Here is a 20,533-nt window from a genome sequence, read left to right on the forward strand (position 1 = left end):
ACTTTTGCTGTCTGTGTCTAAAGTCTAGTAAAATCGATTTGCGGGTTTGACTTGTTTTGGTTGTAATTGTGAGAATAAGTCTAACTCGCTACGATCGCATTAGAAATTTATCGCATCTGATTTATGGCAAAGCAGGACGCTCCACTCACAGGGGAAGCGCTAATTAAGGAAGTCTGTCGGCGGATTCGGGTAGCCCGCAGCTATTGGGATGCTCACAATAACCCTGCCTGTCGGGGTGAACGCGATCGCGCAATCTTCCTTTACAATACACTGAGCAAGGAACAAAAAGAGCAGATTCCGCAAGTGTTGCGGGTGTGGCTGCGCTATCGCAGTGAGAAGTACTTTGGCGCACACCGAACACCGCCCAAATCGGCACGAAAATCAAAATAGTCCTTATTGGGCTTTATTGGGTAAGATATTCAGTGCATCACAGCTAGAGCAAGTAAAAAAAGTAAAACTAACAAAACATTACAAATTACTAATTAAACCACGTCTATCTTGAAATCTATAGTTCTTCCATGATGAAAAGGATTTGCCCTCATCCCCCAACCCCGAATCCCTCTCTCTGGGATTCGGGGAGCCAGAATTTCAAACTCCCTCTCCCAGAGAGAGGGAGAGGGATTTAAGGAGAGGGTGAAAACTACGGTTCTCAACTAAGATTTGGTTTAGTATAAACTTGTTTTGGCAGTAGCGATCGCCCTGACTTCAAATTTTATAATGCCAATTTTAAAATTATTCGTTTTTTGCATAAAACACAAAATTTGAGGTGAGTAGTATTGTAGGCTTCTCTAGTGTTTTTTTAGTTTATACAAGGGAATATTCCTGCTGTTACGAAGGCTTGGGGATTCTCTGTATCAACTGCGCCAACTTCTATAAGTGATTTCAACTCTCTGAAATCCTATTTAGTCACACTGAAGTTATAACTCAACGTTAGTTAACAAAGGATTGATATGCGCTTACCTATTACTATTGGTGCAATCTTGGTAGCATCTTTCAGTTTTAACGTTCCAGTAATGTCTCTGACTCCTACGCAGGGAGTAAAAACAGAGATTAATAACTCGAACTTAACACGGCTAAGAATTAATCGCCAATTGTGGAATCGACAAAAAATTAACAACTATCGTTACAAACTTAGCAATGATTGCTTTTGTATTCCCGATTTCAGAGGGCCAATAATCATTGAAGTACGTAACGGCATCACAAAATCTATCACGAATGCTCAAACTGGTAAGCCAGTAAATTCAGAGCTATTACAACAATATAGTACAATTCCTAAGCTGTTTAATTTGATTCGGAATACGATTAACTCTGGAGAATCACAACTAACTGTAGTGTACAACCCAAAACTTGGTTATCCAACCCAAATTAATATCGGTAATCTAGCTGCCGATGCCGGAGTATTTACTACAATTAGCAATTTTGAAGTACTTCATTAGGGATGAGTGGGAAGAGTACACCCAACAGGTGTAAGTAATTGGACAAGATTAATTACACAAAAATCTGGGCTGAAATCCTTGACTGGCAAAGAATTGGTAAATAACTAATATGTAATTAATTCTGTCCAGGTACTTATCGCCGCAATTTCGACCAAGTAATAGAGGCGCTGTAGTTTACAGTCTGTAAAAAATTTTTATTACAATGCAGATGTCCACTAGGCGGCGTGCTGTCTATCCACGTAAATCGAGAAGATAATCGATGAGTAATCAACTACAAGACTACAATCCTAGCGGCATAGGTGAAGTAAATGGCAACCTCTTAGGTTTGCCCTGCGATTATGAGTCTGCAAACCTGATTGTCTTTGGTGTGCCGTGGGAAGTCACTGTTTCTTATGGCGCAGGCACTGCTAACGGCCCACAGCGAATTCTGGATGCTTCGACTCAACTAGATTTATTCGATTTTGATAACCCTGATGGTTGGAAGCAGGGAATTTTCATGGTGGAAATTCCCCAAGATATTTTAGAGAAGAATACATATTACCGCACCTTGGCAGCAAAAATTATCGAGCGATTAGGCCAAGGTAAACAACTCTCAGACACACCAGATTTAACACCTGTCCTCAGAGAAATTAATCAAGTTTGTCAACAGGTTAATCAATGGCTGTTTAAAAATTGTCAAGAAGCAATTAATAATGGTAAGCGAGTTGCCGTCCTTGGTGGAGATCACAGTTCGCCGTTAGGTTATTTGCAAGCATTAGCGGCTAAGTATACAAATTATGGCATTTTGCACATTGATGCCCACGCAGATTTACGCGATGCTTATGAGGGATTTGAGTTTTCTCATGCGTCTATTATGTTTAATGCGATGAAAATACCGCAAATTTCCAAGCTAGTGCAAGTGGGTTTGCGTGATATTAGTCATGATGAAGTGCAAATGATTGACCAATCTAGCGATCGCATTATTGCATATTACGACCCAGCCATTAAACAAAAGCTTTACTCTGGAACAACTTGGCTTGATTTATGCCGAGAAATTATCAGTCATTTACCTGAGTCTGTTTACATTAGCTTTGATGCAGATGGTTTAGATCCCAAACTCTGTCCGAGTACAGGTACTCCTGTTCCAGGTGGGTTGGAATTAGAGCAAACTTTTTGTCTGTTCCGGGAATTGGTCAATAGTGGCAGAAAAATTATTGGCTTTGATATCTGCGAAGTCGGTGATGGTGAGTGGGATGGTAATGTTGGGGCGCGGGTAGTTTACAAGCTGGCGAATTTGATGGATTTATCTCAACATAATTCGTAATGACGCTCGTTCCTCTCTACGAGACGCTGCGCGAACGCTAACGGTTTATATCATGTCCGGTTAAGGGACTTCCAAATAAAAAAATACTCAACTATTTCTTGTGGGGTGGGCCGAAAAGCCCGCCCATATACAAGGGCGGGCGAGACGCCCACCCCACAAGATTGGGTAATTTATTTGTTGGAAGTCTCTAAAGACTTATCATTAGACATCTCCGAAAATGAATGTAGAGACGCGAAATTTCGCGTCTCTACAAGGGTTTCAGATTACGCATATTTAATTTCTGGAGATGTCTATTAAGAGCGCAGTTCTTGCTGGGGGCAGGGGGGGAAAGAGTTTTCAGATTTTTGCACAGATGCAAGAATCATAACTAATCAGCCGGACATGATATTATTTGGTGGGTAAAATATTCTCAGTCTTATTCATCTTAACGATGTGCGATCGCCACATATAACACAAGTTGTTGAGTTAAAAAGGGCGTATGCGTAGCCCGCACAACGGCCGCGCTCAGTGACCATCCGAGACATCGCTCGACCTCAAAACATCTAAGGGAGCATTTAATGCTTTGGCAACCTCAAAGGCAACAGGTACGCCACCCCTTGGTAGTCCTAATACCAGAACATCTGGGCGGTTAGTATAAGCGGCTAACTCTTTAGCCAAAACTTGACCCGCAAACCTCCGGTCTTTGAATCGCATGGTAACAGTATTGAGACGGGCGCGATTTTGCACCTCTGCAATAAACTCATCGTCTTGCATTTTACCTCCAGATTTGTCTTAATGCATGACTTGTTAGATTTTCAGATGTTCTTAACTGATCTTAGAAAGCTAAAAATTCCGTGTCCTCTGGCTAACGAAGCGACATCTTCGATCTACAGTTCTATCAAACGGATGAGTTAATTTTAATGGAGGGAGATTTTTGGATTTTCGGCTGATCCCATTTCACTACTCTATACCCGCCCCAAAATAGTTTGGTAAGGGAAAAAGCTTACCGTAGGCGACAGTAAACCAGTTGCCGGTTAACTTTTTCCCACTTCCCAATGTTTATTGCTAAACTTATACTGAGTATTCTTTTAACTTTATATTAAGAAACAATTACTTAACCAATGGTAGATGCGAAAATCTAGAGAAATACAGTGATAATTCAATTGCTAATTCGTCAACTGCTGCCTTATGCTTGCATTATCTTTTACTTACATGATTTTGATATTAACTTTACATTATCCTTTAATTATTAAGTGTGGGAGAATACAAGATATACTCCTTGGTTAGAAAATGCGTAGTATTATGCTTGGTATTAGAGAAAAACTTCATGCAAATTACTCGGTTAACACTTTTAAATAAAAATTGATAGGGTAGAATAACTGAAATATTGCTCAGATATCTTTAAAATTCAAACCAGGATTTTTTAATGATCAGCTTAATTAATTCGGAAAACGGCATAACTAACAGCACAGCAGTCACTAAAAGACTGGCAAGGGCGATAATGGTTTCTGGTGGGGAGTTCTCACTGATATTAGCTTGTTGTAACTGTCTTCAAAGGCAGCAGCAAGTGTTAAATGTGTTAACAGAATTTTCATCAGCAGACATCCACGAAATCCTGCTCTCACCTGCAACAGACACATTGTATACAGCTATTACAAGTGCAATTGGTGCTACTCAACCCGAAGCTTTAATGGTACGAGGTTTAGAATCTGTAATAGAAATTAACCAATTAATCATCAGTACCAACATCATGCGAAATCAGTTTCGGAAACAGTTCGAGTTTCCGTTGGTGTTGTGGATAAATGATGAAATTCTACGCAAGCTAGTCTGGCTAGCGCCCGATTTCAAAGACTGGGCAGCCAGTACCATTAGATTTGATGTACCTCACAATCAGTTAGTTAAAGCTGAACAACAAGCCATCAGCGCCTAATAAGGAACAAATAATCACTACATCAGCGTCTGTCTTTATATCTGTTTCGGAAGACAGGTACTAAGGGAGTGACAAATAAAAAATATCCAACTATTTATTGTGGTGTGGGACGAAAAGCCCGCCCAATAACCAAAGGCGGACAAGACTTCGGCGCGATCGCTCAGTCGAAAGCTGCCCACCCCACAAGATTGGATAATTTATTTCTTGCAAGTCCCTAAATTAATTCCAACGGGTGAAGTTATGCAATTATATAAATAAGTCGTGAGAATAAATCAAACTAGATTGAGTGATCTAAAAAGTATTGAAATTCTTTCGTAGTGAGCGGCTCCAGCCATCTTATGAAGACTTTAGTCCTCACTCAACGGGTTCGTTAGTCGCTCATGGGAGAAACCCCTAAGACCGCACTAATTCACTACAAACCTTGAATTATTCACGCCGTACTTACTTTATTATATGTTATTCGCTGAATACTATTTATGAGTTTTATAACTCTTGACTATCCCTATATTACTATGAAATCATGCTGAAAAACTACTTTAACCCTAATCAAACGCGAGTTTTCACTATTTGGATTTTGACTGGAATTTTGTCTGTTGCTAGTGGTTTAACATTTATCAAAGGTGCTACGGGCGCTACTGCAAAGTTATCGCTTCAAACAAGCAATGAAGTTATCAAAGAGAATATTAAACCAAACCACTTGGCACGTCCAGTAGCTAACGCAATACTGCCAGATTTAGGGTATAACAAGGGGCGATCGCTACGTTTAGCTTCGGCAAACACTCCCTCAAACAATCTGCATAAATTACCCGCATCTGTAAAAAATGCTGTTTTCCAAGCTGCCTCCAAACGTTTGCAACAGCCAATTTCTCAGCTAAGAATCATTGAGTTTCAACAGCAAACTTGGAGAAATGGCTGTTTAGAATTAGCTAATGCTGATGAATTCTGTACCGAAGCTTTGGTACCAGGTTGGCGGGTGCTTGTAGGCATTGGTGAACAAACCTTAGTTTATCATACCAATCAAACAGGTTCCGTACTCAGGCTGAATCAAAAGGCTAGCTCAATTTCACTAGCCCCTGTGCGAATTTCAGTCAGCGATTTACCACCACCATTAGCTGGATATGTAGTATTTCGGCAAATTTCTAGTGGTGGTTTTATTGGCACAACTTACGAGACTGTTTTACTCAAAGATGGGCAATTGATTCGGGTGCGGATTGGTGATGCCAATGATTCTGAGCGTAGTGTTCGCCGCGTTTCTGTGCAACAGGTGCAACAATTTGTGCGATCGCTAGAACGTTTTCAATTTAGTAAATTCCAGAATCTGAGTTACCCAGCCCCCAGTGGTGCTGCTGATTATATCACTTACACTCTTACTAGCCAAAAGGGTACGGTTCAGTACAACGATATTTCTCGAAATAACCTACCAAATAATTTACAAGCAGCAGTCAAAACCTGGAATGATCTCATAGCTAGCGCCCAGTAGGGACTTTTAAATCAAAAAATATCCCATCGTTTTTAGGGTAGGGGGCAGGGGCAGGGGGATAAGGGAGTGAGGGACAAGAATTAATAACCAATGCCCAATGCCCAACGATAATTATTTACGCCTACCTACTTAATTTGATCGTGACTGTAACTAAATGATAAAAAGGTTTGTAAAGTGGTATGTTGAGTTTCATTGTTGGTTGAATATTCGTCAAAGCAAAAAGTCTCTTTTGTTTGCCGTTCTAGCTACCTTGAGTGTAGTTGCTACGGTGATGCTATCATTGCCTTTGAAGGCTCAAATTAATCTGCCGCAAACCCCAGCATCTGAGTTAAGAGGGGTGTGGTTAACAAATATTGATAGTGATGTGTTATTTGAGCGCGATCGCCTCAAGGGATCTTTGCAACGCCTCGATCAACTCAATTTTAACACCATATATCCGGCGGTTTGGAATTGGGGATATACATTGTATCCTAGCAAAGTTGCAGCCAAAGTTATCGGGCGATCCCTCGATCCCACACCCGGACTCAAAGGGCGAGATATCCTCAAAGAAATTATTGATGTGGGACATCAAAAAGGCTTAAAAGTGATTCCCTGGTTTGAATTTGGCTTCATGGTACCAGCAGATTCTCTATTAGCTAAAAATCGTCCCCAATGGCTCACCAGTCGCAGCGACGGAACTCGGATTCTCAAAGAAGGGATAGATAATCGCGTTTGGCTAAATCCCTTTCGCCCAGAAGCACAACAGTTTATTCAAGATTTAATCGTTGAAATTGTTAGAAACTACAATATTGATGGTATTCAATTTGATGACCATTTTGGCTTACCATCAGAATTAGGATACGATGCGTATACAGTGGCACTTTACAAAAAAGAACATGGTGGTAAAGCTCCCTCGAAAAACTTTCAAGATTCAGAATGGGTAAGCTGGAGAGCTAATAAAATCACCGAGTTTATGAAGCGGGTATTTACAGCCATTAAAGCTACTAAAAAAGATTGCCTCGTTTCCATTGCTCCTAATCCTCAACGTTTTTCCTACAATTTATTTTTAGCAGACTGGCAGAAGTGGGAACGGCTAGGAATCATCGAAGACTTAGTTTTGCAGATATATCGTGATGACTTGAATGTTTTTATCAGCGAATTAGAGTATCCAGAAGTGAAAGCGGCTAAGAGCCATATTCCAGTCAGTGTAGGCATTTTGGCTGGGTTGAAAAACCGATCTATACCGATGCAGCAGATTCAGACACAAGTGCAAAAAGTACGCGATCGCAATTTCGCTGGAGTCTCTTTCTTTTTCTATGAAACCCTCTGGAACATGAGCAAAGAAAAGCCTCAAGAGCGTCAAAAGGCCTTCTTGAAAATTTTCCCCACACCAACAGCTTACCCAAATTTACTTGCAGGTTGGAAACCGTTCAGTTAATTTTTGTAAAGTGACTTTTTATTGTCGCTATGCCAAATTAATGTCATCAAGGGTGTGAAGCTTGAGCTTTCTAGCCTTAAGCTTAGAATAGTACAAAAAAACTACAAAATGTATTAATAAGAATTGTTGCAAGCTTAAAGTAGGTAAGGCTTAACTTGATGAGACTAAATTATTTCAACGCCATTTAATTTGTCAGTGTACATTGGGTATTGAGCCTTGGGTGTTGGGCGTTGGGCGATAGCTCAGTTGGAAAAATTTTGTGATCTACTGATTATGTGCGCTTTTTATCGCGTGGCCTATAGTGATGTCAGGTTAAATCAAAAAACAATAAGAATATTGAGGGATAATAATGTTTAGTTATTCTAGCCCCGCAATCGCCACATATCTTAATATTTCTTCTCCAATAGCAGCTTGTGTAAACGGCAGCAAAGTTGCGGTCATTAATACTGAGGGTGTATGGGAAGTAGAAGCTGATGGGAGGAAAAAACTAATTCCAAACTCTTATCAGGATGCTCGTGACTGTGCAGCTATTGACGGCAAGACTTATATTCTCGCTGTTCCAACAGGATTAGTAAAAATAAAAACTGATGGAACTACCCAAAAAATAGTTGACAGTCCTGCATCATCAAAAACAAAAGTTAAGTTTTTAGATGGCTTGATTATTCACCAGTCTGTAAATACTCTATCAATATATGATACCAGCCTCAACTTCAAAGCTAAACGTAGCTTTGAAGTAACTGAGGTAATGGATTTTGAGTACAAAAATAAGTATCTCTACCTCAGTGGTTTTCAGCAACAAAAGCGGTCAGGCATTCCAGTACAAATTGCTTTTCTTTACCGAATGGGTTTTAATGGCACAAGTATATTTGGCTTGCCAAATTTGCTAGGAAATAACCAAGGTAAGCTTTGGGGTTACAATCCTGCCAGTCTTGTTGACAACATGGCAGATACCCGACTCAACAGATTATACATTTCTGGGGATAAACTTTACGTACTTGGTTCCGTCTATGGGGGTAATTCAATTTATAGGTGGAATGGTAAAGACCTCTTAACACAAACTTTGATCACTACAGATAAATATACTAATGCCGCCCAAACTCGTGATGAGACAAAAGTTTACACAGGAGTTGTTGATTTAACCTCATTCACTGTTGAACGTGGGCAACTAAGTCTTACAAGACTTCCTTCAACAGGAGGATTGGGAGACGGCAATAGCAATTTTCCTAAAACTATTTACTCAGATGGCACTGATATTTTTGTTGGATCTAGTGCTGCTTACGCAATTCCCAATAGAGATAGCCAAACATTTTTAGGTAAACCTATTCCACCTTACCGTGGCGATGCAAGTTTTTTAATTTTTCCGAATAATCTCAAGACTCGCAAAGCTTGGGTAACACCTGGAAATGGTGAAATATTGCTATTTAATAATAACTTTGCAGTGATAAAAACAGGCAATGTTAATGATTTGTCTACAAATTCTGGAACCGCCCAAAGCTTACCAACCAATACTTATTTTATTAAGTTTTAAAAGAGCGATCGCTTCCAGGGACGGTTACATAATCGCTTTTCCACACCTTCTTTTATGTTCCAACTTTGGATTGAGCGTTTGAGATATCTGGGGCAATTTCCGCAGATGCTCCCGCCTTCCTTGACTGACGGGTACGCTGCTTTAACGACGGCGGCGTTGCCTCATCATTGATATATGTTAATAAGTAGCAGCACTAGCTGAAAAGATCACGAGCATAAAGCTTACATTGCCTTCTAGGTTATTTGGCGCTTGGTGCGGGTAGCCGCACCATTGCTTGTGACAGTTGCGTAAGTCCTCTAAGTAAGTGGGCGCAAATAATCATCACTGGCTCGTAGTTGCGCTAAAGCGCAACTACGAGCCAAATACAGAGATTTTACTTTTCGTTACATAGTTTGGTTTGATCTTGCCTACCTACTTAATTAAATTTTTTGTAGATACTCAGGTGGCACACGATCCACTAACCAAACACCATTAGCAGAACAATAGAAAATGTAACCCGCCTGATACATTGCCCCAGTATGTACAGCAAAAACTACTGCTTTCCCATATCTTGCACCAACAGTTTGTGCTGTTGCAATATCCTTTGATAAATGGACATAATGTCGTGACATTTTGCAAAGTCCTGTTTGCAGAATTGACTCTACAGATTTACGCCCCGTGCCATGATAAAGCTCATCTGGGGGAACAACAGCTTCTAATTGTAAATCGACTTTTATACTATGTCCTTGGTTCGCACGAATCAGAGTACCTGTGGAATCAAAAGAAAAGCGTTGTTTATCGTTGGATTCAACTACCACCTCTAATTCTTGACGGGTAATCGGAAACTTGTTTTTAGCACAAGCAGTAAGTAGTTCATCAATAGCAACCCAACCACTGGGAGCAAGTTTAATTCCAATTGCATCCGGTGTGTGTCTCAGATATTTGCTAAGATATTTGCTGATTTTTACAAGGCGAGAATCACTCATTTGATGAAGTAGTCATTGGTTATTGGTCATTGGTCATTAATTTTGAATTCTGAATTGTTAATGATGGTTTTACTTTGTGTAAATTGACAAAATTTGTCTTACTATCATAGCTAATGCCGTTCCAACCATGACAATGAGTGTCACCTTTCCACCAGGAACGAGTGGTTGATTTATGCTATCTAAGTTTTCTTGTTTTTGACGTTGCTTCCAACTCATTAATGCCGGAATAATTCCGCCTAAAACTGAAATACTAAATGTTCCAGTGTAATCTAGGGCTGTAAAAAAGATGCTGGGATTGAGCATTCCCAGAGTCATTGGCGGGAAAAGAACTAGCGAATAGAGGGGGAAGCGACTAGAAAGTTTACCCTGTGCAATTAGGAAAATATCTTTTAATAAATCTAGCAATCCGTACACAAATCCAATGAATGATGTAACGATCGCAAACTCTGAAAAAATGGATACTAGCACTCCTAACCATTCCCCCGCACCACCTGCGCGGAGAATTTGCAGTGGATCAAAAACAGTTCTACCGTTAAATGTGCCATGTAGCATATCGGGGCTGACGCTTCCTAAAATTACGGTATTCCAGGCCAAGAACATAATTAGAGGAATCACAGAACCAATAAAGATAGACTGACGAATTTTGCAAGCATCTCCTTCGAGTTGCGTCACAACCAACGGCACAACGTTTTGGAAAAACAGTGCTACAGACATCACTGAAATCGCACTACCAAGGGCATTCCAGTTCTGAAATAACAGTTGGGTACTATCAATCTGTCCTCCTGCCAAAAACAATAGCCCCAAAAAGGAAATAATCACAATTCCGACAAAGGCGCTGTTTAATTTCTCAATAAACTTTTCTCGCCCAAGATACATAATCCCACCAAATAAGAGCGTGAAAGTCGTTGTGCCTACCCACTTCGGCAATATCTGCACACTCCAGATTTTTGCCGCCGCAGATCCTAAAATCTCTCCGCCTTCGGTGATGTATGCCACCAAGAGAGCATAGTGCATGAATAAATATGCCGCACCTGCAAGTCGCCCTCCCACCTTACCAAGGATCTTTTCAACAACTCCCAAAAAACCTATACTCGGATGCCCTTCAGTTCGTATCGTGTTTAAGGTAACCTCTGCAACCAGTAACCCTGAAACTAAAGCGTAGAGCCAAACAGCAATCAATCCAGATGTGGATGGCACAATCCCAGACGGCAGAGTAACGGCTGGTAAGGCGAGAATCCCAGCCCCAACGGTGGTTCCCGCAATTAATGCAGTACTCCCCAATACACTACCTGGTTGATGATTGAGTTTCTTTCCATCAAATTCGAGATGAGAAAACAACCGAGTGGCTTGCTCTGAATTTTGGAGAACAGTCTTTATGGGAACCATACTGGATATCTGTACTTAAACCAGAAAGACAATATTAACATGTGTAAATATTATTGACAAAAAGCCTGATATCCCTGCTTTTACAGGCAAATTGTTGTGGTAAATCAGCGATCGCTAGTTCAATATCAACACAACTTTAACCTACATTCTGCACCCTAACTGTCACAAACAGTAAACCAACTCAAGAATAAATAATAACTTGGGTAACGGAGATGCTCCAAATTGAACAAGCGGAATGGGGGGATGAAGATAAGAAGAGTTTTCGATTATTAAAGGACTGATGGGGAGTAGAATTTATGCAAGTGTTCTACCCCCATAAATGGTTACGATTAATAATAAAATGCCCCTCCGGCTGCTTCCACAATTAGAGCTAGCCCGTCTTCATCAGTTTAATAGAGTACCACCCAACAGCATCCATTGATACTCACGCCCCAAGCCGGGGGATAGCGCAGATCGACCAATTATAGCCTTTCTCTTAATTTATGGGTAAACCTATTGCAAAAGCCTCTTGGCCTATGAAATAAGTTATTGCATTTCCATTAGTATCTGTAAGCACGAGCACATTATTACTTTGTAAAGAGGCTGAATAAGAAATAGGTGTATTATCGCTGACATTAGATATTTGAGTTGTGGGAGCAAGAGCGATACCATCACTACCAATTGGATAATTGTCAACTTCAACAGTTTGAGGGTAAAGTTGTATTGTAGATCCATTTACAGTAAAGTTACCTCTTATAATGGTATCTGAACTTATAGAATACGAACTAATGCCAGTGCGATTAACTATTTTTGCCATTACATATGAACCATTAGAGAGAAAATCAATTTGATTGGGTCCTGATTGAGCAGCACCAACACCAATACCATCACCCCAAAAAGTATTTAGTAGTTGTGCTTGTAGTGTTCCAACAGGCGTGTTAGAAGGTTGTGATTGTACCTGTGGTGTCGCATTAAGATAAAAATCGTAATTAGTATTCCCAGCTTGAGGTTGAATGTCTAGATAATAAGTTCCTGCATTTAATGAAATGCTTAGGGATGGGTTGCCCGTAACACTACCATTTGAGTTATACACCCCACTATTTCTAGAATTTACAACCTGACCGTTACTGTTCAATATTTCCTCACCTACGCTTCTAGACAAGCCATAGTCATATATCGTAACAGTACTAGCTTGACTCAAATTAAATTGATAGTAGTCCGACGGTTCGGATGAGCCAACGTGTCCTAGTACAAAAGTATAATTGGACCCGATTGTAAGTTCGGGAGCAGTACTTAATGTGTTTCCTGCGTATTCACTAGCAGCTTGTCGTCCTTCAAATTCTCCATATTCATCAAAATGTTCAAGTAGATTGATGCCTTTCAAAGAAGCCAAATCAGAATTATTTGCTTTATAGAAGCCAGCATCAAAATAGGGGGAAGATTTACGCCCTTCATTTATCCCATAAGTTTCAAAGTGCTGCAACAACTGGCTGTTGTTCAAATTAGCTAAGTCTTGGTTGTTAGTACGATAGTAGTTGAAGTCAAAATAGGCTGAGAACTTACGCCCTTCGTTTATCCCATTGATTTCCAAATGGTTCAAAAGTTGAGAATTATTTAGATTTGCGAGATCAGAGTTAAGCGACTTATATTGCCCCAAACCGAAAAGCGGGTCAAAGGTACGTCCCTCAGAAATACCGTTGTTTTCCAGATGATTAAATAATTGCTCGTTGTTAAGGTTGGCAAGGTCACTGTTGTTAGCACGATAGTAGTTAAGGTCAACAAGTGGAGACAAAGTGCGTCCCTCAGCTACACCATAATTCTCCAGATGATCTAACAATTGGCTATTGTTAAGATTTTTTAGGTCAGAATTGCTAGCCCGATAGAAACTCAAATCCACAAGTGGGGAGAAGGAACGACCTTCGTTTAAACCATAAGCCTGGAAGTGGGATAAAGCTTGAGTATCATTTAAAGCAGCTAAGTCGGAATTTGCAGCACGATAAAAATTGGCATCAAACACGTTTGAGATACTTAGAGACATATTACAAAACCTTTAATTTAAATGTTTATACTCTTGATGTTGTTATTATCCAACCAAAGGATAGAGTGCGATCGCAGTTTATCAATTGAGAATTTAGGTTTTCAATCCAATCCCACAGCAAATAATTTACCAACTTGCGCCAAATCTACATTTCCACCGCTAACCATCGCACCAATCCTCGCCTGTGGTGCTGTCACCACACCTTCGAGTAAGGCTGCTGCTGCGAGTACTCCGGTAGGTTCAACGACAATTTTCAGACGTTCCCACAAAAAAACATGGTGCGAAGAATCGCTTCTTCGGATACCGTCACCATATCATCGACGTAATGCAGCACTAAGGGGAAAGTAATTTGACCAAGGCTAGGAGTCCGCGCACCATCGGCGATGGTATCAGGGTTTTTGACACTTTGCAGCGTTTTGCTGTGAAAAGAGCGGGTAGCATCGTCAGCAAGTGCTGGCTCTACCCCGATTACTTTACAATTGGGTAAAAGTGCTTTGGCTGCGATCGCACACCCAGAAAGTAATCCGCCACCGCCACAACAAACTAATAATAAGTCCAATTCACCAACTTCTTGAATTAGTTCTAAAGCAGTTGTCCCCTGTCCGGCGACTACATGAGGATGATCGTAAGGGGGAATCAGAGTCAGATTGCGATTGCTTGCTAAATTTTGGGCTAATTCTTCCCGGTTTGTTTCTTGGCAATTGTATAAAATTATCTCTGCACCATAACCACGAGTAGCAGTTTGTTTGACAAGGGGTGCATCATCAGGCATGACAATAGTGGTGGGAATGTTTAAGAGTTGTCCAGCTAAAGCGATCGCTTGGCCATGATTTCCCGATGAATAGGTGATAACGCCTGTTTGTTTTTGTGCTACCGATAATTGGGCTAGGGCATTGTAAGCACCTCTAAATTTAAATGCTCCTGTGCGTTGAAAGTTTTCGCATTTAAAAAACACTTGACTATTGGTGCGATCGTTAACGATTCTAGAAGTCAGTACAGGCGTGCGGTGGGCAATTCCTAAAATTCGCTCTTGTGCTGCTTGCACATCAGTTATACTAACGGAATTATGCTGTAGCATTGATAACGATATTAAATGTTCTTGCTCTTGTTTATATAGATACAGATTTTTATATTTGCGCCTAATATCCTTGATTGAAGCATACTGGTTTCAGGTGGATAGCATCATTTTTTCTGCATAAAAATAGCTACAGTAAATATTATATATTACTGTAGTTATTTTTATAAAAATTAAATTACTTAACTCACAGTTGCCATTTTTTAGCATGAATAAAATATCTGAAAGTCGGCACAAAAAAACTGCTCTAATTACAGGAGCGGCTAGTGGAATAGGCTATCAATTAACCCAGATTTTTGCTCGTCATAGTTATAATCTTGTCTTAGTGGATAAGAATGAACAAAAACTTAGTGAAATTCTAGATGAATTTCCGCAAAAGTTTGGCATTTTGGTGAAAATTTTTGCTCAGGATTTATCTATCCCAACATCTCCAGAAGAAATTTTCACAGAACTACAGCAAGCATCCATAAAAATTGATGTGCTGATTAACAATGCTGACTTTGGTACTTATGGAGCATTTAACGAAATAGACATCACCATTGAACTGAAAATGCTCCAGGTAAATATAGTGAGTCTGACTCATTTAACTAAGTTATTCCTCAAGGATATGGTAGAGCAAAACTATGGAAAAATATTAAATATAGCCTCATTTGCTGCTTTTCAACCAGGGCCTTTAATGGCAGTCTATTTTGCGACTAAAGCCTATGTTTTATCATTTTCAGAAGCGATCGCTAATGAATTAGAAGGCACAGGTGTTAGCGTGACTGTTCTTTGTCCTGGGCCAACAGCATCAGAATTTCAACAACCTGGTGCAATGGAAGATTCAAAGATTGCTAGCGTTAACAGAATGATGGCTACAGAAACCATTGCTAAGATTGGTTATCGCGGTTTAATGAAAAATAAAACTGTTATCGTTCCTGGGATGAGAAATAAGCTATTGACTGAAAGCGTCAGATTTACACCCAGAAATTTAGTAACAAAGGTTATGAGAAGTATACACGAACTGAAAAAAAATAGGTAGCCTTGGGGCAGGGGAGCAGGGGAGAGTTGTTGTACTTCTTTCCTCTCTGTCCCTCTGAAATCCTTACCCTGCCTACTATACGGCTTAACTTAGTGCCATTCTTATGAAGCTTATAGTAAATATATGCCACAAGATAGCTGCTTTTTGGATATATATATGCTACTAAAGTTGGGCAGAAGTAGCTGAAGAACCAAAATAATTAAAAACTACAGATAAAAAGGTTTCCTGACTTACGTATAGACGTTTGTATGTTCAGACGGTGCTGGCTGAACAACTATGTCAAACAAGAACGCCCATAGGATAATCTGCAATCTCTCGTGGAGTCTTCAGAATAAACAAAAAAGCGGGTTTTTAGAAGTGAGTAATACTAAGTGAATTTTCATAAATTACTTTATCTAGTTGGTATTTAATTTTGTTTTTTTATGTACAAACCGTCTCAATAACTATTTAAGTATAGCTATTATTTATTACTATCTTTGGATTCCTAATTCCCTCACCCTAGTAAGATGTGCTATCACTATCTGAAAGTTTATTATATTGATTAAATAGAAAATCGAGTTGATGTAAAGAGGTAAGTAATGGCAATTAAATTGAAAGTTCCAGATATCAAAGGTGATGAGTGCGCTAAGAAAATAACTAAATCTATTCTGACTATGGAATCTGATGCTAAAGTAGATGTAGACGTTAAAGCAAAAACCGTAACTGTAGAAGCTGGGGCTTCTGAAGAGACAATTAAACAGATAGTTCAATCTGCTGGTTATACTATCGAGGGCTATTAATTACATTTATAAATTTCTGAAGAGATTTAGAAATGTAATTTAGGCAGCACAATTGCTTAGTCATATATTCGCCTCAATACTGCGTAGGTTTTGCCTAAAAAACAACTCTAATGTAGGTTGGGGAGCCACTCAAGTACGGGGGTTTCAAGACTTGAGTCAAGTGGCGTTTGAGGAACCAAACCCAACATTTACGCTCTTTTGGGGCATGGTATTGCCATGCCCCAACGAGAAATCTATATGTATCAGGATTTTCGTGAATTGGGATCAGATTAGGCTTTATCTACTTTGATAGTTCTGGTGTGAAGAGAATGTGGTTTTCACCAACTCTATCAAATGCAGGTGTAGGCCAGCGATCGACTACTTTGCCCAGAATTGACATTTCTTGAACTAAGCGGTCAAATTTATCAGGGGTGAGAGATTGGGGTCCATCGGATAAAGCTTTTGCGGGATTGGGATGGACTTCAATCATTAAGGCATCTGTACCAGCTGCTATGGCAGCCATTGCCATAGATGGAACATATTCAGACCTACCAGTACCATGACTGGGATCAATCATAATCGGTAAATGGGTGAGCGATCGCAACACCGGAAGCACTGATAAATCTAAAGTATTCCGGGCATATTTGCCATCAAAGGTTCTGATTCCCCGCTCACAAAGAATCACATTGGGATTACCAGATGCCAAAATATATTCTGCCGCCATCAGCCACTCGTCAATTGTGGCAGACATCCCCCGCTTCAGCAGCACAGGTTTATCTTGAGCGCCTACCTTTTTGAGCAGCGAAAAGTTGTGCATATTCCTAGCTCCAATTTGGATTATGTCAGCGACTCTCCCCACTGCTGATAAATCGGCAGCATCCATAAGTTCTGTGACGATACCCAAACCAGTAGCTTCCCGCGCTGCTGCTAATAAATCTAAAGCGCTTTCACCATAACCTTGAAAGGCATAAGGTGAAGTGCGAGGTTTGTAGGCTCCGCCACGCAGAAACTGCGCTCCAGCTGCCTTCACCCGCTTTGCCGTTTCGACAATCATCGCTTCATTTTCAACGGAACAAGGCCCAGCTACGACTACGATGGGATGACGTTCGCCGAAATAGACATCACCGTTAGGTGTAGGTACAACAACCTCGCTGGCTTCTCCATGTCGAAATTCTCGACTTACCCGCTTGAAAGGTTGTTGCACCCGTAATACTTGCTCAATCCAAGGACTGAATTCCTGAACCTGTAATTTATCGATGCTGGAAGTATCACCAATTAGCCCTAAGACAATTTTATGAGTGCCAACGCTTTTTTCTACCGTGACTTTCCAAGTGTCACTCAGTTCTTGGCTGATGCGAGTAATTTCTTCAACAGGCGTACCGTTCTTAAGTATGATAATCATCTGTTTTTCCTTCCGTATAGTTTTTGGGTGTAATACAGTTAAAAGGGCGGTTAGAAACCGCGTCTACACAAGCAAAACCTACCTGCGTGGGTTTCAAACCTGCAATTTTTCTTAGACTTGGCTTGTGTAGCCGCGAATTCTATTCGCCAGGGCTGTGCCTCTTAGCAGTTAGGAACGTGGATTAAATAAAATGCTTCATCAATTATCTAGCTTCCCTCTCCTTATAAAGGAGAGGGATTGAGAGTGAGGTAAGCCAGGAACATAAATTGGCTCTTATTTAATTCTTATTCCTTAGTGCAAAAATTTTGCAAGTTGTTCTAGTTTGGTCCAAGCAGCGCCGCTTTGCAGAATTTCCTTAGCAAGGGCAATACCTTTAACACAACCTGCTAAAACATTAGTTTCTCCCTGAATGGCTTCACCAACTTGGAGTGCGAGGGCTGTATTTAAAGCGACTACATCTTGCTGCGCTTGAGTGCCTTTACCTTGCAAAACAGCCTTCAAGATTTCGGCATTTTCTTGGACATCTCCACCGCACAACGCCGCAGTCGGTGCAAAACTCAAACCAAGTTCTTGAGGATTGAGGGTTAGAGAACGGACTTTTTTATTTTGAAGTACAGCTAAGTCAGTGACATCTGCCAAACCAGCTTCATCTAAACGTTCCCGCCCGTGGAGTGCGATCGCTTGCTGACATCCCAATTGGGATAAAGCTTGAACAATCTCCTCTAGTAAAAGCGGATCGTTGACACCAATAATTTGCCCTGTCGGCCGCATGGGATTTACTAAAGGGCCCAGCAAATTAAAAACAGTCCGCACCTTCAAAGTTTTTCGCAAAGTAGCGATCGCTTTAAGTGCAGGATGCCAACCTGGAGCAAACAAAAACGTGATTCCGACTTCACCCACTGCGGCTTGCACTTTGTCAGGAGTGGCGTTGAGATTTATACCCAAAGCTTCCAACACATCAGCCGAACCAGTCTTGCTAGATGCGGAACGATTGCCATGTTTGGCAACTTTAACCCCGGCGGCGGCGGCTACAAAAGCAACAGCAGTGGAAATATTAAAAGTTGAAGCGCCATCTCCACCAGTTCCACAGGTGTCAATTAGGGGGACTGGGGATTGGGGACTGGGGACTGGGGATTGGGATTGTAAGACACTGGCCATCCCTACTAATTCTTCAGAGGATACGCCTTTAGCTTGGATTGCGGCTAAAATCGCTCCTGAGAGGACATCAGGAATGGCATCTGTGAGCCAACCTTGCATCAAATCCGCAGCTTGGGAAACCGTCAAAGATTGCCGATTCAGCAACTGATGCAATAAACCTGGCCAGTTGTAAAACTCAGAAGGGATAAAGATATTATCGGGTGGAGTTTGAGTTACAGCTATCATTTCGTTAAGAGTCAAAGGTAGCCCGGTAGGTAAAAATTTTGCTCAATCAATTCCTCCTTACTCTGTGTTCTCTGCGCCTAGTAAGGTTTAAAAGTAATTGATTTTTAAACCTTACTAGGCACAGAGAGCGCTGAGAAAAAACAATCTTATTTTACTAGTCTCTTAAATAGTCAATCAATTTAAGACTAATGAATAAGGACTTTGGCGACGGTTTGCACGTCTTTGTCACCTCTGCCGGAACAATTGATGACGATGCGGGGGTTGCCTTCTAATTGAGGACAAAGGGTTTCGAGATATGCGATCGCATGAGCAGTTTCTAAGGCTGGGATAATCCCTTCCAATTGCGAAAGCCTCTGAAAGGCTTCTAGTGCCTGTTTATCGGTAACACTGTAATATTCAGCGCGACCAAGATCCTTTAAATAACTATGCTCAGGGCCAACGCCGGGATAATCTAATCCGGCACTAATTGAATGGGCTTCGATTATTTGACCATCATCATCTTGCAGTAAATAGCTCATTGCACCGTGCAATACACCTATCTTGCCTTTTGTCAAGGTAGCAGCGTGTTTTTCTGTATCTACACCTTCACCCGCCGCTTCGACTCCGATTAGGCGCACCGAAGGTTCATGCACAAACTCATGAAACAAGCCGATCGCATTAGAACCTCCACCCACGCAAGCCAGTAGAATATCTGGTAATCCTCCCCATTTCTCCTGAGACTGAGTGCGAGTTTCTACACCGATTATGGCGTGGAAGTCACGGACAATCATCGGGTAGGGATGAGGTCCAGCAACAGAACCCAGGATGTAATGAGTTGTTTCTACATTCGTCACCCAATCTCGAATTGCTTCGGAAGTTGCATCCTTGAGAGTTCCCGTTCCTGCCTCAACTGGACGAACTTCTGCCCCCATTAACTTCATGCGGAACACGTTCAGGGCTTGGCGTTCCATATCCTGAACGCCCATGTAAATTACACATTTCAAACCAAACCTAGCACATACAGTTGCAGTCGCTACGCCGTGTTGTCCTGCACCTGTCTCTGCAATCACCCGTTGCTTACCCATGCGTTTAGCTAGCAACACCTGAGCTAAAGCATTATTAATTTTGTGAGCGCCTGTATGATTTAAATCCTCACGCTTTAAATAAATTTGCGGCCCCGTGCCATCTGGTCTGGCGTAGTTTGTTGTCAGGCGTTCAGCAAAATATAATGGGCTGGGTCGTCCTACATAATCGCGCAATAAGTTTTGCAGTTCTGCTTGGAAACTCGGCTCATTGCAATATTGATTAAATGCCGCTTCCAATTCAGTTAATGCAGGCATTAAGGTTTCGGGGACGTACTTACCGCCGAATTTTCCAAACCTGCCTAAAAGGTCAGGTAGCACAGGCGTAGTTGAAATTATAGCGTTGATATCTTGGATGCTTACCATAGTTGAAAATCCTTTTATGTTCAAGT

The 20,533-nt window shown here is 41.0% G+C and carries 16 protein-coding genes and 2 pseudogenes; 10 read left to right on the forward strand and 8 right to left on the reverse strand.

The genetic code is table 11. The features are described 5' to 3' along the window. Positions 1-123 precede the first annotated feature (123 nt). The 3 genes from V7K32_RS26940 (at position 124) to speB (ending at position 2,739) form a co-directional block, all read left to right on the forward strand. Positions 124-390 (forward strand): Precorrin-3B methylase, encoded by a 267-nt coding sequence (locus V7K32_RS26940; RefSeq protein WP_334997719.1) that lies wholly within the window; start codon positions 124-126, stop codon positions 388-390. Positions 391-950: 560 nt separating this feature from the next. Continuing rightward, on the forward strand, positions 951-1,436 hold the full coding sequence (locus V7K32_RS26945; RefSeq protein WP_334997720.1) for a DUF6174 domain-containing protein: 486 nt from the start codon (positions 951-953) through the stop codon (positions 1,434-1,436). 259 nt (positions 1,437-1,695) lie between these two features. Then, entirely contained in the window at positions 1,696-2,739 is a 1,044-nt protein-coding gene (gene speB / locus V7K32_RS26950; RefSeq protein ID WP_334997722.1) for an agmatinase SpeB, read from the forward strand. Positions 2,740-3,273: 534 nt separating this feature from the next. On the opposite strand, the pseudogene V7K32_RS26955 reads toward speB, so the two are convergent. Then, positions 3,274-3,432 (reverse strand): annotated as a pseudogene (locus V7K32_RS26955) (phosphoribosyltransferase); the annotation flags it as partial. Positions 3,433-4,144: 712 nt separating this feature from the next. Here V7K32_RS26955 and V7K32_RS26960 point away from each other — a divergent pair. The 5 genes from V7K32_RS26960 to V7K32_RS26980 all read left to right on the forward strand — a co-directional run bounded on the left by V7K32_RS26960 (position 4,145) and on the right by V7K32_RS26980 (position 9,073). Beyond that, positions 4,145-4,648: a hypothetical protein gene (locus V7K32_RS26960; RefSeq protein WP_334997724.1), complete on the forward strand. Its 504-nt coding sequence runs from the start codon at positions 4,145-4,147 to the stop codon at positions 4,646-4,648. Between the two features lie 68 nt (positions 4,649-4,716). After that, positions 4,717-4,866: a hypothetical protein gene (locus V7K32_RS26965; RefSeq protein WP_334997726.1), complete on the forward strand. Its 150-nt coding sequence runs from the start codon at positions 4,717-4,719 to the stop codon at positions 4,864-4,866. 302 nt (positions 4,867-5,168) lie between these two features. After that, entirely contained in the window at positions 5,169-6,128 is a 960-nt protein-coding gene (locus tag V7K32_RS26970) for a hypothetical protein (RefSeq protein WP_334997728.1), read from the forward strand. Between the two features lie 154 nt (positions 6,129-6,282). Next, positions 6,283-7,545, forward strand: coding sequence for a glycoside hydrolase family 10 protein (locus V7K32_RS26975; RefSeq protein WP_334997730.1), 1,263 nt, complete (start codon positions 6,283-6,285; stop codon positions 7,543-7,545). Between the two features lie 349 nt (positions 7,546-7,894). Next, entirely contained in the window at positions 7,895-9,073 is a 1,179-nt protein-coding gene (locus tag V7K32_RS26980) for a hypothetical protein (RefSeq protein WP_334997732.1), read from the forward strand. Positions 9,074-9,492: 419 nt separating this feature from the next. Here the strand turns inward: V7K32_RS26980 and V7K32_RS26985 are convergent, their stop codons facing one another. The 4 genes and pseudogenes from V7K32_RS26985 to V7K32_RS27000 all read right to left on the reverse strand — a co-directional run bounded on the left by V7K32_RS26985 (position 9,493) and on the right by V7K32_RS27000 (position 14,519). Then, entirely contained in the window at positions 9,493-10,038 is a 546-nt protein-coding gene (locus V7K32_RS26985) for an RNA 2'-phosphotransferase (protein ID WP_334997734.1), read from the reverse strand. Positions 10,039-10,107: 69 nt separating this feature from the next. Next, the gene (locus V7K32_RS26990; RefSeq protein WP_334997736.1) at positions 10,108-11,424 is read right to left on the reverse strand and encodes an amino acid permease; all 1,317 of its coding nucleotides are present in this window, start codon (positions 11,422-11,424) and stop codon (positions 10,108-10,110) included. A 475-nt stretch (positions 11,425-11,899) separates the two neighbouring features. Next, positions 11,900-13,441: a hypothetical protein gene (locus tag V7K32_RS26995; protein ID WP_334997738.1), complete on the reverse strand. Its 1,542-nt coding sequence runs from the start codon at positions 13,439-13,441 to the stop codon at positions 11,900-11,902. A 101-nt stretch (positions 13,442-13,542) separates the two neighbouring features. Beyond that, positions 13,543-14,519, reverse strand: a pseudogene (locus tag V7K32_RS27000) (threo-3-hydroxy-L-aspartate ammonia-lyase). Between the two features lie 205 nt (positions 14,520-14,724). Between V7K32_RS27000 and V7K32_RS27005 the strand changes: the two are divergent. After that, on the forward strand, positions 14,725-15,537 hold the full coding sequence (locus V7K32_RS27005) for an SDR family NAD(P)-dependent oxidoreductase (protein ID WP_334997740.1): 813 nt from the start codon (positions 14,725-14,727) through the stop codon (positions 15,535-15,537). A gap of 578 nt (positions 15,538-16,115) precedes the next feature. Further along, complete coding sequence (locus V7K32_RS27010) at positions 16,116-16,316, forward strand: heavy-metal-associated domain-containing protein (RefSeq protein WP_334997742.1); 201 nt, start codon at positions 16,116-16,118, stop codon at positions 16,314-16,316. A gap of 280 nt (positions 16,317-16,596) precedes the next feature. On the opposite strand, the gene aroF is transcribed toward V7K32_RS27010, so the two are convergent. The 3 genes from aroF to trpB all read right to left on the reverse strand — a co-directional run bounded on the left by aroF (position 16,597) and on the right by trpB (position 20,507). Next, positions 16,597-17,697: a 3-deoxy-7-phosphoheptulonate synthase gene (gene aroF, locus V7K32_RS27015; protein WP_334997744.1), complete on the reverse strand. Its 1,101-nt coding sequence runs from the start codon at positions 17,695-17,697 to the stop codon at positions 16,597-16,599. A 291-nt stretch (positions 17,698-17,988) separates the two neighbouring features. Then, positions 17,989-19,080: an anthranilate phosphoribosyltransferase gene (gene trpD / locus V7K32_RS27020; protein WP_334997940.1), complete on the reverse strand. Its 1,092-nt coding sequence runs from the start codon at positions 19,078-19,080 to the stop codon at positions 17,989-17,991. Between the two features lie 185 nt (positions 19,081-19,265). After that, positions 19,266-20,507: a tryptophan synthase subunit beta gene (gene trpB, locus V7K32_RS27025; protein ID WP_334997746.1), complete on the reverse strand. Its 1,242-nt coding sequence runs from the start codon at positions 20,505-20,507 to the stop codon at positions 19,266-19,268. Positions 20,508-20,533: the final 26 nt, after the last annotated feature.

It is taken from the genome of Nostoc sp., from assembly GCF_036917635.1.
Classification (GTDB): domain Bacteria; phylum Cyanobacteriota; class Cyanobacteriia; order Cyanobacteriales; family Nostocaceae; genus Nostoc.

Excerpts from the sequence above, each read along its gene's own strand:
- V7K32_RS26940 (WP_334997719.1), top strand. The coding sequence starts at position 124 with ATGGCAAAGCAGGACGCTCCACTCACAGGGGAAGCGCTAATTAAGGAA.
- V7K32_RS26945 (WP_334997720.1), top strand. The coding sequence starts at position 951 with ATGCGCTTACCTATTACTATTGGTGCAATCTTGGTAGCATCTTTCAGT.
- speB (WP_334997722.1), top strand. The coding sequence starts at position 1,696 with ATGAGTAATCAACTACAAGACTACAATCCTAGCGGCATAGGTGAAGTA.
- V7K32_RS26960 (WP_334997724.1), top strand. The coding sequence starts at position 4,145 with ATGATCAGCTTAATTAATTCGGAAAACGGCATAACTAACAGCACAGCA.
- V7K32_RS26970 (WP_334997728.1), top strand. The coding sequence starts at position 5,169 with ATGCTGAAAAACTACTTTAACCCTAATCAAACGCGAGTTTTCACTATT.
- V7K32_RS26975 (WP_334997730.1), top strand. The coding sequence starts at position 6,283 with ATGATAAAAAGGTTTGTAAAGTGGTATGTTGAGTTTCATTGTTGGTTG.
- V7K32_RS26980 (WP_334997732.1), top strand. The coding sequence starts at position 7,895 with ATGTTTAGTTATTCTAGCCCCGCAATCGCCACATATCTTAATATTTCT.
- V7K32_RS26985 (WP_334997734.1), bottom strand. The coding sequence starts at position 10,038 with ATGAGTGATTCTCGCCTTGTAAAAATCAGCAAATATCTTAGCAAATAT.
- V7K32_RS26990 (WP_334997736.1), bottom strand. The coding sequence starts at position 11,424 with ATGGTTCCCATAAAGACTGTTCTCCAAAATTCAGAGCAAGCCACTCGG.
- V7K32_RS26995 (WP_334997738.1), bottom strand. The coding sequence starts at position 13,441 with ATGTCTCTAAGTATCTCAAACGTGTTTGATGCCAATTTTTATCGTGCT.
- V7K32_RS27005 (WP_334997740.1), top strand. The coding sequence starts at position 14,725 with ATGAATAAAATATCTGAAAGTCGGCACAAAAAAACTGCTCTAATTACA.
- V7K32_RS27010 (WP_334997742.1), top strand. The coding sequence starts at position 16,116 with ATGGCAATTAAATTGAAAGTTCCAGATATCAAAGGTGATGAGTGCGCT.
- aroF (WP_334997744.1), bottom strand. The coding sequence starts at position 17,697 with ATGATTATCATACTTAAGAACGGTACGCCTGTTGAAGAAATTACTCGC.
- trpD (WP_334997940.1), bottom strand. The coding sequence starts at position 19,080 with ATGATAGCTGTAACTCAAACTCCACCCGATAATATCTTTATCCCTTCT.
- trpB (WP_334997746.1), bottom strand. The coding sequence starts at position 20,507 with ATGGTAAGCATCCAAGATATCAACGCTATAATTTCAACTACGCCTGTG.